At 71.0% G+C, this 16834-nt stretch carries 1 protein-coding gene (only partly in view); it reads left to right on the top strand.

Translation table 11 applies throughout. The features are described from left to right. Positions 1 to 16834, top strand: part of the annotated coding region (locus tag D7X99_RS29765) for a non-ribosomal peptide synthase/polyketide synthase (protein ID WP_121780731.1) (this coding region is incomplete at its 5' end). 14741 nt of the annotated region lie to the left of the window's left edge; 16834 of its 31575 annotated nt are in view.

Raw genomic sequence — 16834 nt, 5'->3', positions numbered from 1 at the left:
CGCCACCGCCCTCTTCGACGCAGCCACCATCGAGCGCATGGCGGAGCACCTGGTGGTACTCGCGAGGGAGATCATCGCGACTCCGGAAGCATCGCTCGCGACGCTGTCGTTGCTCACGCCGGCCGCCCGCGAACAGGTGCTGCGCGGCTGGAACGACACGCGCGTGGACTTCCCCGCTGGGGCCACGCTGCACCACCTCTTCGAGTCCCAGGCCGAACGCACGCCGGAGACCATCGCGCTCCAGTTCGAGGACCAGCGCCTCACGTACGCGCAGCTCGACGCCCGGGCCAACCAACTCGCGCACCACCTGCGTGCGCGCGGCGTCGGCCCGGAGACCCTGGTGGGCGTCTGCATGGAGCGCTCGCTGGAGATGGTCGTCGCCCTCCTGGGCATCCTGAAGGCCGGAGCCGCCTACGTGCCGCTGGATCCGGCCACGCCCGCCGAACGGCTCGCCGGGATGTTCGAGGACACCGCCGCGCCCGTGCTCCTCGTGCAAGAGCGCTTCCGCACCTCGCTGACTCCGCATGCCGCGCACGTCGTCGCGTTGGATGCGCAGGCGGACCTGCTCGCGAATGAGTCCACGGCGCGTCCCGTGCCGTTGGCTGGGGATGACTCCCTGGCGTACGTCATCTTCACGTCTGGCAGCACGGGCCGTCCCAAGGGAGCGATGAACGCGCACGCGGGCATCGTCAATCGCCTGCGCTGGATGCAGGGGCGCTACGGCCTGACGCCGTCGGACACGGTGCTGCAGAAGACGCCGTTCAGCTTCGACGTGTCCGTCTGGGAGTGCTTCTGGCCCCTGATGACGGGCGCGCGTCTGGTGCTCGCACGGCCCGGCGGTCACCAGGAGCCTGACTACCTCGTGGCACTGATGGCGCGCGAGGGCGTGACGACCACGCACTTCGTACCCTCCATGCTGCGAGCCTTCGTGGAGGAGCCCGGCCTGGAGTCCCTGCCGCGTCTGCGCCAGTTGATGTGCAGCGGCGAAGCCTTACCCTCGGACCTGGTGCTCCGTGCCCAGGCGCGACTGCCGCACACCACGCTGCACAACCTCTACGGCCCCACCGAGGCCGCCGTGGACGTGACGTCCTGGGAGTGCCCGCGCGACGAAGCCCTGCGAATCGTGCCCATCGGCCGGCCCGTGGCCAACACGCGCATGCACGTGCTGGATGCCCGCGGCGAGCCGGTGCCCGTGGGCATCCCGGGCGAGCTGTTCATCGGAGGCATGCAGGTGGGCCGAGGCTACTGGCGCCGCCCTTCCCTCACCGCCGAGCGCTTCATCCCCGACGTCTTCAGTGACACGCCGGGCGCGCGCCTGTACCGCACGGGCGACATCGCCCGGTGGCGCACCGACGGCACGCTGGAGTACCTGGGCCGCGCGGACTTCCAGGTGAAGCTGCGAGGCTTCCGCATCGAGCTGGGCGAAATCGAAGCCGCGTTGCTCACCCACCCGGAGGTCCGGGAGGCCGTGGCCGTGGTGCTCGGGGACGCGCCCGGTGCGCGGCGCCTGGTCGCCTATGTCGTCTCGGGCGCGGACCTGGATCTCGCCTCGCTGCGGACCCTCCTGTCGCGGCGGCTGCCCGAGTACATGGTGCCCGCGATCTTCATCCCGTTGCCGGCGCTGCCGTTGACGTCCAGCGGCAAGGTGGATCGCAAGGCCCTGCCCACACCGGAGGTCCTGCGCGCCGCGACGCGCGAGTACATCGCACCCCGCACGGAGATGGAACGGACGCTCGCGGAGGTCCTGGCGCAGGTGCTGCGCGTCGAACGCGTGGGGCTCGATGACAACTTCTTCGAGCTGGGCGGCGACTCCATCATCAGCCTCCAGGCCGTCGCGAGGGCCCGGCAGGCCGGCATCCAGCTGTTCGTCCGCGACCTGTTCCAACACCCGACGCTGGCGGCCCTGGCCTCCGTGGCTCGCGCCAGCGGGATCCGCCTCGCGGAACAGGGACCGGTGGTGGGCGAGGTGCCGCTCACGCCCATCCAGCGCCAGCTGCTGGAGCGCGAACCCACGCATGCCCAGCAGGTGCTGCTGCTTCAGGCGCGCCAGCCGTTGAAGGCGGCGTGGGTGGAAGAAGCGCTCCAGGCATTGGTGGTCCACCACGACGCCCTGCGCATGCGCTTCATGCGTGAGGACGGCGGCGCCTGGCGCCAGCAGGACGCCGCGCCCGCTGAGGCCCAGGTTTCCCTGCTCCAGTTCGACCTGTCCGAACTGCCCGCGGAGATGCGCGCTGCGCGGCTGGAGGAGGAGGCCGAGCGCCTCCAGGCTTCGTTCGACCTGTCCCGTCCGCCCCTGCTGCGCGCCGCCCTCTTCCACTTCGGTGCCGGACAAGAGCAGCGCCTGCTGCTGATCTTCCACCACCTGGTGGTGGACGCCGTGTCCCTGCGGGTGCTCGTCGAGGACCTGGAGACCACCTACCTGCGGCTGCGCGCGGGCCAGTCTCCCGCGCTTCCCACGAAGACGACCTCGTTCCTGGCCTGGGCCCGCAGGATGGAAGTCCACGCCCTGTCCGACGCACTGCATGCGCAGACGCCCCTCTGGCTCGACGAGGCCCGGCGGGACGTAGCGCTGTTGCCCACCGACGGCTCCGGGCCCGGCACCGCGGACTCGCACCGCACTGTGTCCGTGCGGCTGGACGCGGAGGAGACCCGGCTGTTGCTCCAGGAGACGCCGGCGGCCTGGCGGGTGCGGATCAACGAGATCCTGTTGACGGCCCTGGCGCTGGCCCTGCGCGAGTGGACGGGCCAGTCGCGCCTGCTCATCGACCTGGAGGGCCACGGTCGTGAGGAACTCTTCGCGGATGCGGACGTGTCCCGCACCGTGGGGTGTTTCACGTCACTGACGCCGGCCCTGCTCCAGTTGCCGGAGGGAGGCTCGGCCGGGGACTGCCTGCGCGCGGTGCGCGATTCGCTGTCCACAGGGTCCGACCGAGGCATCGGCCAGGGCCTGCTGCGGTTCATGGGGCCCGAGGAGCTCCGCCAGCGGCTCGCGGCCCTGCCGTCCGCGCAGGTGGTCTTCAACGAGTTGAGGCAACTGGACGGTTCCACCAGCACCCTCTTCGCGCCGGGCACGGATCCCACCGGCCTGACCCATCGCGCGCACGCGCTGTCCATCAACGGCTTCGTCGCGGACGGACAGTTGCGGATGGACTTCGGCTTCAGCCATGAGTGGCATCACGCCGCCACCATCGAAGCCCTGGCCCAAGGCTTCACGCGCGCGCTGCGCGAGCTCATCGCCCGACGCCACTCGGAGGACGCGAGCAGGAGGACGCCGATCGACTTCCCCCTTGCGCGCCTGGCCCAGGCCTCACTGGACGCGGTGCTCGCGGCGCAGGGTCCCACGGTAGAGGACCTGTTCCCGCTCTCCGCGCTCCAGGAGGGCATGCTCTTCCACGCGCTGAATGATCCGGAGTCGGGCTTCTACTTCGAGCAGGCCGCGTGGTCGGTCCACTCGGACGTGGACCTCGCGCTGTTCCAGCGGACGTGGCAGACGGCGGTGGACCGCAACCCCATCTTGCGCACGGCCTTCGTGTGGAAGGACCTGGAGACGCCGCTGCAGGCGGTGCATTCGCGTGCGGCGATGCCGTTCGAAGCGCATGACTGGCGCCACCTGCCGGAGCCGGAGCAGCAGGCGGGGCTGGAGCGGCTGCTCGCGGAGGATCGCGCGCGCGGCTTCGACGTGTCGCGCGCGCCCCTGTCGCGCATGGCGGCGGTGCGGCTGGGAGACGCGCGGTGGCGCTTCGTCTGGAGCCACCACCACCTGCTCTTCGACGGATGGAGTCTGGGCCTGTTCTTCCAGGAGGTCTTCGCCATCTACGACGCGCTGACCGCCGAGACGCCACTGCCCGCCGCCGGGCGTCCGCCGTTCCGGGACTACATCGCGTGGCTGGGCCAGCGCGACGTTGCCGAGGACGAACGCTTCTGGCGCAGCCAGTTGAGAGGCCTGTCGTCGCCCACGCCCCTGCCGGCCGCGCGCCCTCCGTCCGCGATCCCGTCCGGCACGGTGAATCAGCCCAACCGGGTGCTGACCCTGCCGGAGGCACGCACCGCGGCGCTGGAAGCCTTCGCGCGGCAACACCGACTCACGGTCAACACGTTGACGCAGGCGGCGTGGTCCCTGGTGCTGGCGCGCCACGCGGACACGCGCGATGTCCTCTTCGGCACCACGTTCGCGGGTCGGCCGCCGGAACTCGCGGGCTCGGAGGCCATGCTCGGCCTGCTCATCAGCACGCTGCCAGTCCGCGTCGCGCTCCCCGACGAGGACGCGCCCGTGCTGCCCTGGCTCCAGTCCCTCCAGGCGAAGCTGCTGGACATCCAGCAGCACCAGCACACGCCGCTGGTCGCCGCGCACGGTTGGAGCGACATCCCCCGGGGCCTGCCACTCTTCCAGTCGCTGCTCGTCTTCGAGAACGCCCCCCTCGACGAATCGGTGCTGCGCCGCTCCACCGCGCTGGATCTGCGCGACCTGGAGCTCGGCGAGAGCACGAACTACCCGCTGTCGGCCACGGTGCACCCGGGCCGCGAGCTCCAACTGCACCTGGCCTACGACGAGAACCGCTTCGACGCGGCCACCGTGCAGCGAGTGCTGGGCCAGTGGAGTCAGGCGCTCGAAACGCTCATCCAGCCCGGAGCCCGGCTGACGGACGTGTCCCTCCTCCCGGCCGAGGACCGTGCCTGGCTGCTACGCACCGGCACCGGCGACGTCGTGGACTTCGAGCGCGACACCACCGTGCACGCGCGCTTCGAACGGCAGGCCGCCGAGACGCCGGATGCGGACGCCGTGGTGTTCGAGGAAACGAAGCTGTCCTTCCGGCAGCTCAACGCGCGGGCCAACCAACTCGCCTGGCACCTGCGGTCGCTGGGAGTGGGCCCGGAGGTGACGGTGGGCCTGTGCCTGGAGCGGTCGGCGGAGGCCATCGTGGCACTGCTGGCCGTGCTCAAGGCCGGCGGAGCCTTCGTGCCGCTGGACCCCAAGGCTCCGGCCGCGCGCAAGTCGTTCGTCCTCAAGGATTGTGGTGCGTCCGTCCTGGTGACGACGCAGGCACTGCAAGAAGCGTGGCACCCAGAGGTGCCCCACCTGGTGCGGCTGGACGCAAAACCTGTCGGACAGTCGGACAGGTTTGGGAAGGTCGCGTCGGGAGAGGCTGAACCTGTCGGACAGTCGGACAGGTTTTCGGAGAACCCGCCGCCGGTGGTGGGCGCCGGGAACCTCGCATACGTCATCTACACGTCCGGCTCCACGGGCACGCCGAAGGGCGTGATGGTGCAGCACCGCTCGGTGATCCACCTGCACCTGGCGATGACGCGGAGCATCTACGAGGAGCTGCCGCCCGCTCAGCGCATCACCGTGAACGCGCCGTTGTACTTCGACGCGTCCATCGAACAGGTGATCCAGCTGCTGGACGGCCACTGCCTGGTCATCGTCCCGGAGGACGTGCGTCTGGATCCAGAGACCCTGCTCGGGTGGGTGGATGGTCAGCGCATCGACGTATTCGACTGCACGCCGTCGCAGCTCAAGCTCCTGCTGTCCGCGGGAATGCTGGAGCGTGCCCACCTCCCCGGGCGCTTCACCATCGGCGGCGAGGCGATGGACGAGGTGACGTGGCGGCAGCTCGCCGAGACGAAGCGCACGCGTGCCTACAACGGCTATGGCCCCACGGAGGTCACCGTGGACGCGACGACCATCGCCATCCAGGGCGCGCCCCAGCCGTTGCCCGTCATCGGCCGGCCGATAACCAACCTGCGCGCCTACGTGCTCGACGCGAACCAGCGTCTGGCGCCCATCGGGACGCCGGGCGAGCTGTGCCTCTCCGGTGAAGGCGTCACGCGAGGCTACCTGGGCCAGCCCGCGCTCACGGCCGAGCGCTTCCTGCCGGACCCTTTCAGCACGGAGCCCGGCGCGCGCCTGTACCGCACGGGCGACAAGGCCCGCTGGCGCGAGGACGGCACGCTCGACTTCATGGGCCGCCTGGACTTCCAGGTGAAGCTGCGCGGCAACCGCATCGAACTGGGAGAGATTGAATCCACGCTGCGCGCGCACCCGAGCATCCGGGACGCGGTGGTGCAGGTGCACGACGACCGGCTCGTGGCGTACGTCGCGCCGCAGGTGGACACATCGCCCCTGCGCGAGCACCTGCTCCGTCACCTGCCGGAGTACATGGTGCCCGCGGTGTTCATCACGCTGGACACCCTGCCGCTGACGTCCAACGGCAAGGTGGATCGCAAGGCGCTGCCGGCACCGGAAGCCGCGCCCGCCACGGAGCGCGTCATCGAACCGCCCGCGACGCCCACCGAGGCGGCGCTGATCCCACTGTGGAGCGAGGTGCTGCGCGTCCCCGCCGTGGGACGCAACGATGGCTTCTTCGAACTGGGCGGTCACTCGCTGCTGGCCACGCAGCTGGTGTCGCGCGTGCGCAAGCACTTCGGCGTGGAGCTGCCCCTGCGCGCCCTGCTGGAAGGGCCCACGGTCGCGGCGCTGGCCGAGCGCATCGACGCCCTCCGGCAACCCGCCTCCGAGGCCCTGGAAGTCCCCGAGTCCGCCCTGCCCGCGCTGGTCCGCGCGGAGCGGCCGGACGTGCTGCCTCTGTCATTCGCGCAGCATCGGCTCTGGTTCATCGAGCAACTCGGCACGGCGGGCAACGCCTACAGCCTCCCGAGCATGCTGGAGCTGGACGGCACGCTGGACATCATCGTGATGCTGGCCGCATTCGACGAACTGGTGCGCCGCCACGAAGCGCTGCGCACGACCTTCAGTTCGTACGAGGGCACGCCGTCGCAGGTCATCCATCCGCCCTTCCCCATGCCCCTGCGGCACGAGGATCTGTCCGCGCTGCCGACGGCCGAGGCGCGCGAGGCGGAGGCATCGCGGCTGGCGCTGGAAGAGGCCCGCGCCCCGTTCGACCTGGAGGAGGGCCCGCTGTTCCGAGGGCTCCTGATGAAGCTGGGGCCCACGAAGCACCGGCTGCTGCTCAACACGCACCACATCATCTCCGACGGCTGGTCCACGGGAGTGCTGGTGCGGGAGATGGGCGCGCTCTACGCGGCGTTCGCCGAGGAGCAGCCGTCGCCGTTGCCGGAGCTGCCGGTGCAGGCCGCCGACCACGCCCTCTGGCAGCGCGGCTGGCTCCAGGGCGACGTGCTGGAGTCGCAGGTGGCGTACTGGCGCGGGCAGCTGGATGGCGCCGCGCCCTACCTGGAGTTGCCCTCGGACCACCCGCGTCCTACGCGGCAGTCCTTCCGGGCCGGCGTGCAGCCCATGACCCTGCCGCGCGAGCTGAGCGAGGCGCTGGAGTCGCTGGCGAAGCAGACCTCCACCACGCCCTTCATGGTGCTGCTCGCGGCCTTCCAGCTGCTGCTGCACCGGTACGCGGGCCAGGATGACGTGCTCGTGGGGTCGCCCATCGCGGGCCGCCGTCACGCGGAGTCCGAGGACCTCATCGGCTACTTCGCGAACACGGTGGTGCTGCGCACGCGGGTCCGCGACACGCTCCGCTTCCGTGAACTGCTGGAGCAGGTGCGCGCCACCACGCTGGGCGCGTACGAGCACCAGGACCTGCCGTTCGAGAAGCTGGTGGAGGTGCTCCACCCGGAGCGCGACCTGGGCCGCACGCCACTGTTCCAGGTGACCTTCACGCTCCAGAACGCGCCCCTGCCGGAGCTGTCCCTGCCGGGGCTGACGCTGCGCCCACTGGAGTCCACCCCGGAGGTCATCCTCTTCGACCTTCAGTGGCTGATGATGCGCACGCCGGATGGCTTCGACGGCGGGCTCGTCTTCAACCAGGACCTCTTCGAACCGGCCACCGCGGCCGGGATGGCGGATCACCTCCGCGTGCTGCTGGAGGCCGTTGTCCGAGCGCCGGACACGCAGCTGGGGCAGCTGCCATGGCTCACGAACGCGGAGCGCCAGCGGTTGCTCATCGAGTGGAACGACACCGCCCGGGACTACTCGCGCGACGCGTCAGTGGGCGCCCTCTTCGCGGAACAGGCCGCGCGCACGCCGGACGCCATCGCGCTGAAGTCCGGCGGGGAGACGATCACGTACGCGGCGCTGGAGCGGGCGTCGAACCAGCTCGCGCACCACCTGCGGCGCCAGGGCGTGCGGCCCGGTCACCGGGTGGGCCTGTGCCTGGAGCGGTCGTTCGACCTCGTCACCGGTCTGCTGGGCATCCTCAAGGCCGGCGCGGCCTACGTGCCGGTGGACGCGAAGGCCCCCGCGGAGCGCATCACCTGGATGCTCCAGGCGGCCAGCGTGAGCGTGCTCGTCACGCAGGAGGCCCTGGCGGATGAGCTGCCCCAGGTGACGGACCTCCAGGTCCTTCTGGACGCGGATGAAGCCCAGATCGCGCGGCAGCCGGAGACGCCACTCGACCTGAATGTCTCCGCCGACGCGCTGGCCTACGTGATGTTCACGTCGGGAAGCACCGGCCGGCCCAAGGGCGTCAGCGTCCCGCACCGGGGCATCACGCGCCTGGTGCGCGGCGCGGACTTCATCCACTTCGGACCCGAGGAGGTCTTCCTCCAACTGGCGCCCATCGCGTTCGACGCGTCCACGCTGGAGATCTGGGGTGCGCTGCTGAATGGCGCGACGCTGGTGCTCGCACCGCCCAAGGCCTTGTCACTGGAGGAGACGGGAGCGCTGCTGCGGCGCGAGGGCATCACCACGCTGTGGCTCACCGCGGCCCTCTTCGAGCAGATGGTGCTGCACCAGGGCGACGCGCTGGCCCGAGTGAAGCAGGTGCTGGCGGGCGGCGACGTGCTGTCCGTGGAGCGAGTGCGTGAACACCTGAAGCGGCTGCCCCCGGGCGCCGTGCTGGTCAACGGCTACGGCCCTACGGAAAACACCACGTTCTCCGCCACGCACACGCTGCGCGCCGGTGACACCGTGGGCCGATCGGTGCCCATTGGCCGGCCGCTGTCGAACTCCACGGTGTGGGTGCTGGACGGTGCACTCCAGCCCGTACCGCCGGGCGTGCCGGGCACGCTGTACGTGGGCGGAGACGGTCTGGCCTGGGGCTACCTCCAGCGCCCAGACCTCACCGCCGAACGCTTCATCCCCCACCCCTTCGCCACCGAACCCGGAGCGCGCCTCTACGACACGGGCGACCGCGTGCGCTGGCAGCGCGACGGGACGTTGGAGTTCCTGGGCCGCGCCGACTTCCAGGTGAAGCTGAGAGGCTTCCGCGTGGAGCCGGGCGAAATCGAAGCCGTGCTGCGCCAGTCGCCGGAGGTCGAGGAGGCGGTGGTCGTGGTGCGCGAGGACGTGCCCGGCGACAAGCGCCTCGTGGCTTATGTGGTGTGCGGTGAAGACGAAGGCCTGGACACGGGCGCGCTGCGAGCGTCCGTGCAGAAGCAGCTGCCGGACTACATGGTGCCGACCGCCATCGTGGTGCTGCAGAAGCTGCCCCTGAGCCCCAACGGCAAGGTGGACCGCAAGGCCCTGCCCGCGCCCCAGACCCGTGTCACGGACGGCGCCATCGCCGCGCCCCGGAACGAGCTGGAGAAGGCGCTCGCGGGCATCTGGGCGGAGGTGCTGCATCTGGACACCGTGGACATCCACGGCGACTTCTTCGATCTGGGTGGGCATTCGCTGCTGGCCACGCAGGTGGTGTCGCGCATCCGTTCGACGCTGGGCGTGGAGCTGCCGCTGGGCGAGCTGTTCCGTGCGCCCACGGTGGCGTCGCTGGCGGAGCGGCTGGTGAGCGCGCGCCGCACCCAGGCGCCGCCGCTGGTCCGTGCCGAGAGGACGTCCGCTCCGCCGTTGTCGTTCGCGCAGCAGCGGCTGTGGTTCGTCGATCAGCTGGAGCCGGGCAGCCCGCTCTACAACATGCCGCTGCCCCTGAGCCTCACCGGCGACCTGGACGTGGACGCGCTGCGCGCCAGCCTGGACGCGCTGATGGCGCGGCATGAATCCCTGCGGACCACCTTCCGCATGGAGATGGGCAAGCCCGTGCAGGAAATCCACCCGGAGGGTCACGTCCCTCTGGAGCTGGTGGACCTGACGGGCCTGGGCAGCCGCGCCGCGAAGCAGGCCGAAGCCCAGCGCCTGGGCCACGCGGAGACGCTCCGCCCGTTCGACCTGACACGCGGGCCGGTGATCCGTGCCCTGCTCATGAAGCTGGATGAACGGGAGCACGTGCTGGTGCTGCACCTGCACCACATCGTGTCCGACGGCTGGTCCCTGGGCATCCTCGTGCAGGAGCTCACGGCCCTCTACGAGGCCCGGCGCGCGGGCCGTTTCGCCGCCCTGCCGGAGCTGCCGGTGCAGTACGCGGACTTCGCGGTCTGGCAGCGCGGCTGGCTCCAGGGCGGCGTGCTGCAAGCGCAGGTCGAGTGGTGGAAGAACCAGTTGTCCGGAGCACCCTTCGTGCTGGACGTGCCCACGGACCGGCCAAGGACCGCCACCTCCACGCAACGGGGCGGCTTGGTCCGGGTGACGCTGCCGCGCGTCCTGAGCGAGCGCGTGGATGCGCTGGCACAGGCCGAAGGCGCCACGCCCTTCATGGCGCTGCTGGCGGCGTTCCAGGCCGTGCTGTCGCGCATGTCCGGACAGGACGACGTGCTGGTGGGCTCGCCCATCGCGAACCGCAGGCACGCGGAGACGGAGGGCCTCATCGGCTTCTTCGTGAACATGCTGGTGCTGCGCGGCCGCTTCGGTGCGAAGACGACCTTCCGCGAGCTGCTGTCGCAGGTGCGCGCCACCACGCTGGGCGCGTACGAGCACCAGGACATCCCGTTCGAGCACCTGGTGGAGGCGCTCCAGCCCGAGCGAGACCTGGGCCGCACGCCGCTGTTCCAGGCGATGTTCGCGCTCCAGAACGCGCCCGTGCCGGAGCTCGCGGTGCCCGGCCTCACCGTGGGGCCGGCCTCCTTCGACGGCGGCACACCTACGCAGTTCGAGCTGGCGCTGGACCTGAACCGGACCCGCGACGGCTACGAGGGCCGCTTCCACTACGCCGCGGAGTGGTACGACGCGGGCACCATCGAGCGGTTCGCCGCGCACCTGCGCCGCCTGCTGGAGGCCGTGTGCGACGCGCCGGACCTGCCGCTGGCGGACGTGTCGCTCGTGTCGCCGGAGGAGCTGGTGCGGCTGGTGCGCATGGGCGGCGGTGAGCTGCTCGACTTCGAGCGCGACGCCACGCTGCACGGCCTCATCGAGCGGCAGGTGGCGCGCACCCCGGATGTCCCAGCCGTGGTGTTCGGGGAGACGGCGTTGACGTACCGGCAGCTCGAAACGCGGGCGAACCAGCTCGCGTGGCGGCTGCGCTCGCTGGGGGTGGGCCCGGAGGTGCGGGTGGCGCTGTGCCTGGAGCGCTCGGTGGAGTCCATCGTCGCGCTCCTCGCGGTGCTCAAGGCGGGCGGGGCCTTCGTCCCGCTGGACCCCGGAGCCCCACCAGCGCGCAGGGACTTCGTGCTGAAGGACAGCGCCGCGGCCGTGCTCGTCACGACGGAGACCGCGTGCGGGGACTGGAGCCCCTACGGCGTCCAGGAGGTCTGGCTGGACGTGGAGCAACCCGGATTGGGTGCCCTCTCCCACGACCCCCTGCCCGCCCTGACAGGCCCGGAGCACCTGGCGTACGTGCTGTACACGTCCGGATCCACGGGCACGCCCAAGGGCGTGATGGTGCAGCACCGCTCCGTGCTCAACATGCACCGGGCCATGGGCCGCGCGTTCTACGCGGGCCAGCCGCGTGGACAGCGCATCAGCGTCAACGCGCCGCTGTACTTCGACGCGGTGATTGAGCGCGTGGTCCACCTCATCGACGGGCACTGCCTCCACGTCGTTCCGGACGCGCTGCGCCTGGACCCGCAGGCGATGCTCACCTGGCTGGAGCAGCACCGCGTCGACGCGCTGGACTGCACGCCCGCGCAGCTCAAGCCGCTCCTCGCTGCCGGACTGCTGGAGCGGGCCTGGGTGCCGCCGGTCATCGTGACGGGCGGCGACGCGCTGGACGTGGAGACATGGCGGCGGCTCGCGGCGACAGACCGCACGCGCGCCTTCAACGGCTACGGCCCCACGGAGTGCACGGTCGGCACGACGGGAGCCTCCATCCAGGGCAGTCCCCGGACGGAGCCCGTCATCGGGCGGCCGCTGGCGAACCTGAACGCGTACGTGCTCGACGCACGGCAGCGCCTGGTGCCCTTCGGCATGCCGGGCGAGCTGTGCTTCTCCGGCGAAAGCGTCACGCGCGGCTACCTGGGCCGTCCGGACCTGACGGCCGAGCGCTTCGTCCCGGATCCCTTCAGCGCGGAGCCCGGAGCCCGCCTCTACCGCACGGGAGACAAGGGCCGCTGGCGGCCGGACGGGACGTTGGAGTTCATGGGCCGCCTGGACTTCCAGGTGAAGCTGCGCGGCTACCGCATCGAGCTGGGCGAAATCGAAGCCACGCTGCGCACGCATGCCGGAGTGAGGGACGCGTTGGCCCTGGTCCGGGAAGACACGCCGGGCGATGCGCGGCTCGTGGCCTACGTGGTGACGGACGGCGACACAGAGGTGCTGCGAGAGCACCTGCGCAAGCACCTGCCGGAGTACATGGTGCCGTCGGCCTTCGTCACCCTGCCCGCCCTGCCGCTGACTCCCAACGGCAAGGTGGACCGCAAGGCCCTGCCGTCACCGGAGGCGCAGTGGCGCGCCGCGCGCTCGTACGAGGCTCCGGCGACGCCCGCGGAGGTGGCCCTGGCCTCGCTGTGGGAGGAGCTGTTGAACGTGCCCGTCGTGGGCCGCAACGACCACTTCTTTGAGCTGGGCGGCCACTCGCTGTTGGCCACACAGCTGGTCTCCCGCATCCGCGCCCGCTTCGGCGTGGACGTGGGCGTCCGCGCGTTGTTCGAGTCCCCCACCGTGGCGGCGCTCGCCCAGCGGCTGCCGGATGCACCGGAGGCCAACGCCCTGCCACCGCTGCGTCCCGCCGCGACGCCCGGTCCGCACCCGCTGTCGTTCGCGCAGCAGCGGCTGTGGTTCATCGATCAGCTCGACCCGGGCAGCGCGCTCTACAACATGCCCACCGCGCTGCGCCTCTCCGGCGCGGTGGACGTGCCCGCGCTACAGCAGGCCTTCGACGCCCTGGTGCAGCGTCACGAAGCGCTGCGCACGACGTTCGAGGCCCACGACGGCGAACCCCGCCAGCACGTGCACCCCGCCCCCACCGGAGTCCTGTCGGTGGTGGACCTGACGGGCCTGCCCGACGATGAGAGAGAAGCGGAGGCCGTGCGGCTCGCGAGCGAGGACGCGCTGCGGCCCTTCGACCTCGCCATGGGTCCGCTCACGCGGCTCACGCTGTTGAAGCTGGGCGAGCAGGAACATGTGCTGCTGTTGTGCCTGCACCACGCCATCGGCGACGGCTGGTCCATGGGCATCCTGGTGCGCGAAGTCACCGCGCTCTACGAGGCCTTCCGGCAGGGTCAGCCCTCGCCGCTGGCCCCATTGCCGGTGCAGTACCCGGACTTCGCCGTGTGGCAGCGAGGCTGGCTCCAGGGCGAAGTGCTGGACGCGCAGCTCGCGTGGTGGACGCAGCAGTTGGCCGGAGCTCCGCAGGCCCTGGCCCTGCCCACCGACAAGCCGCGTCCGCCCCAGCGTTCCGCCCGGGGCGCTACGTTCCCTGTGCGCCTGCCGCTGTCGTTGAGTGAGGCGGTGGAAGCGCTGGCCCAGGCGGAAGGCGCCACGCCCTTCATGGTGCTGCTCGCGGCCTTCCAGACGCTGCTGCACCGGTACTCCGGCCAGGAGGATCTGCTGGTGGGCACGTCCATCGCGGGCCGCCGTCACGCGGAGACGGAGGGCCTCATCGGCTTCTTCGTCAACACGCTGGTGCTGCGCGCCAGGTTCGACGGCCGCCCGTCGTTCCGGAAGCTGCTCTCGCAGGTGCGCACCACCACGCTGGGCGCGTACGAGCACCAGGACATCCCCTTCGAGCGCCTGGTGGAAGCCGTGCAGCCCACGCGCGACCTGTCGCGCACGCCGCTCATCCAGGCCCTCTTCGCGCTCCAGAACATGCCGGAAGCGGAGGTGCGTCTGCCGGAGCTGACGCTGCGCCCGGTGGAGGTGGACCTGCCCACGACGAAGTTCGACCTGGACCTGACGCTGAGCCGCACGGAGCGAGGCTTCGAGGGCGACCTCTCCTACGCCACGGACCTCTTCGAGTCCGCCACGGCCCGCAGGCTGTCCGAGCACCTGGTCCAACTGCTGGAAGGCGCGGTCGCGAAGCCCGATGCCGCGCTGGACACCCTGCCCCTGCTGACGGCGGAGGAGCGCCAGTGGGTGCTGGAGGAGTGGAGCGGCGAGACGATCCGCTTCGAGTCCGACCTGCCCTTCCACGCACGCTTCGAACAGCAGGTGACGCGCACGCCCAAGGCGCCCGCCGTGGTGATGGGCGACACGACGGTGTCGTTCCACCAGCTCAACGTGCGCGCGAACCAACTGGCGCACTACCTGCGCTCACTGGGCGTGGGCCCCGATGTGCCGGTGGCCTTCTGCCTGGAGCGCTCGCCGGAGGCCATCGTCGCGCTCCTGGGCATCCTCAAGGCGGGCGGCGCGTACGTGCCGCTAGACCCCGCGGCACCTGAAGCGCGAAGGGCCTTCATCCTGGAGAACAGCGGCGCGGCCGTGCTGCTGACCACGCAGTCCCTGGTGGAGTCGTGGCAGCCGGCGGTGCGGCACGTGGTGCGGCTGGACGTGGACGCGAGGCGCATCGAAGCGTCCTCGCCGGGAAACCCGCGCACGGCCACACGGCCAGAGCACCTGGCCTACGTCATCTACACGTCGGGCTCCACGGGCATGCCCAAGGGCGTGATGATCCAGCACCGCTCGCTGGCGCACCTGCATCGCTCGCTGACGGAGGCCTGCTACACGCAGGCGCCCAAGGTGATGCGGGTGAGCCTCAACGGGCCGCTCTACTTCGACGCGTCCGTGACGCAGCTGCTGTTGATGGCGGACGGCCACTGCCTGTGCATCGTCCCGGAGGCCGTGCGGCAGGATCCGGAGGCGATGCTCACGTGGTTGGAGCAGCGGCGCATCGACGCGCTGGACTGCACGCCGTCGCTGTTCAAGCTGCTGCTGGAGGCAGGCGTCCTGGATCAGTCCCACGTGCCGGGCATCTGCTTCATCGGCGGTGAGGCGATGGACGAGGTGACGTGGCGCACGCTCGCGGCCACGAATCACACGAAGGCCTACAACGCCTACGGCCCCACCGAGGGCACCGTGGCGTCCACCATCGAGTGCATCCAGGGCACGGCGCAGCCCACGCCCGTCATCGGCCGGCCCATGCTCAACGTGGGCGTGTACGTGCTGGACGCGAACCTGAACCCCGTGTCCGTGGGAGTGCCGGGCGAGCTGTTCATCTCGGGCGAAGGACTGGCGCGCGGCTACCGCAACAGGCCGGACCTCACGGCGGAGCGCTTCCTCCCCCACCCGTTCAGCACGGAGCGCGGAGCCCGCCTGTACCGCACGGGCGACCGGGTCCGCTGGAAGCAGGACGGCACGCTGGACTTCATGGGTCGCGTGGACTTCCAGGTGAAGCTGCGCGGCTACCGCATCGAGCCGGGCGAAATCGAAGCCGCGCTGCGCACGCATCCGGGCATCCGTGACGCGATGGTGCTGGTGCGCGAGGACGTGCCGGGCATGCAGCGACTGGTGGCGTACGTGGCGCCGGAGGTGGACACCGCTCCGCTCCGAAGCCACCTCCAGCGCTCGCTGCCGGACTACATGGTCCCGGCGGCCTACGTCGCCCTGCCCGTCCTGCCTCTGACGCCCAACGGCAAGGTGGACCGAGCGGCATTGCCGGCACCGGTGGACCAGGCCACGAACCCCGAAGCGACGGTCGGCCCCAGGGACGAGCATGAAGCGATGCTCGAGCGTCTCTGGGCCGAAGCCCTGGGCGTGGCCGCGGTGGACGTGCGCTCCAGCTTCTTCGAACTGGGCGGACACTCGCTGCTCGCGGTGCGGCTGATGGCGGCGGTGCACCGGGAGACGGGCCGGAAGCTCCCGCTGTCGACGCTCTTCCAGGCCCCCAGCGTGGAGCGGTTCGCGGTCCTGCTGGCAGAGGCCGAGCCGGAGGCGCCGAAGCCCTTCACGCCGTTGGTGCCCTTCACGAAGGAAGGCCCGGGCACCGCACCGCCGTTCTTCTGCGTGCACCCGGTGGGAGGCAACGTGCTGGCCTACGCGGAGCTGGCGCGGGGGCTGGGACCGGATCAGCCCTTCTACGGCATCCAGGCTCGAGGCCTCGACGGCACGGATCAGCCGCTGGACACCGTGGAGGCCCTGGCCGCCAGCTACGTGCGCGTGGTGCGAGGCGTCCAACCCCACGGCCCGTACCACCTGGGTGGCTGGTCCCTGGGTGGCGTCATCGCCTACGAGATGGCGTACCAGCTCCGCGAGGCAGGTGAAGCGGTGGAGTTGGTGGCGATGATCGACTCGTACGTGCCGGAGACGGTGCCGGACTCGGAGCCGGACCTGGACCGCACGCTGGCGGTGGGCCTGTTCGCGCAGGACCTGATGGGCGTGTCGCTGACGGACCTGGATGTGGACACGGTGCTGGAGTCCGCGGCCCTGGCCGGAGCCCTGCCGCCCGGAATGGACGCCACGGCCCTCTTCCAGGTCTTCGCGGCGAACCTCGAAGCGGCCCGGCGCTACCACCCGCCCGCGATGTCTCAGCGCGTGCTGCGCATCCACGCGGAGGAGCGGGACGAGACCCGCACGCCCGACGGCGGCTGGGCGGCGCTGGTGGGCGAACAGCTCGAATCGCACGAGCTGCCGGGCACCCACCACACGCTGCTGCGCGAGCCCACCGTGCAATCCGTGGCGGAGCTGCTGACGAAGGCACTCCACGACGCGGGCCAGGAGTGA

The sequence above is a fragment of the Corallococcus sp. AB032C genome (assembly GCF_003668935.1).
GTDB classification, from domain to species: domain Bacteria; phylum Myxococcota; class Myxococcia; order Myxococcales; family Myxococcaceae; genus Corallococcus; species Corallococcus exiguus.
Note: the sequence above shows the minus strand (reverse complement) of the source record. Positions and strands in the feature narration are given on the sequence as shown.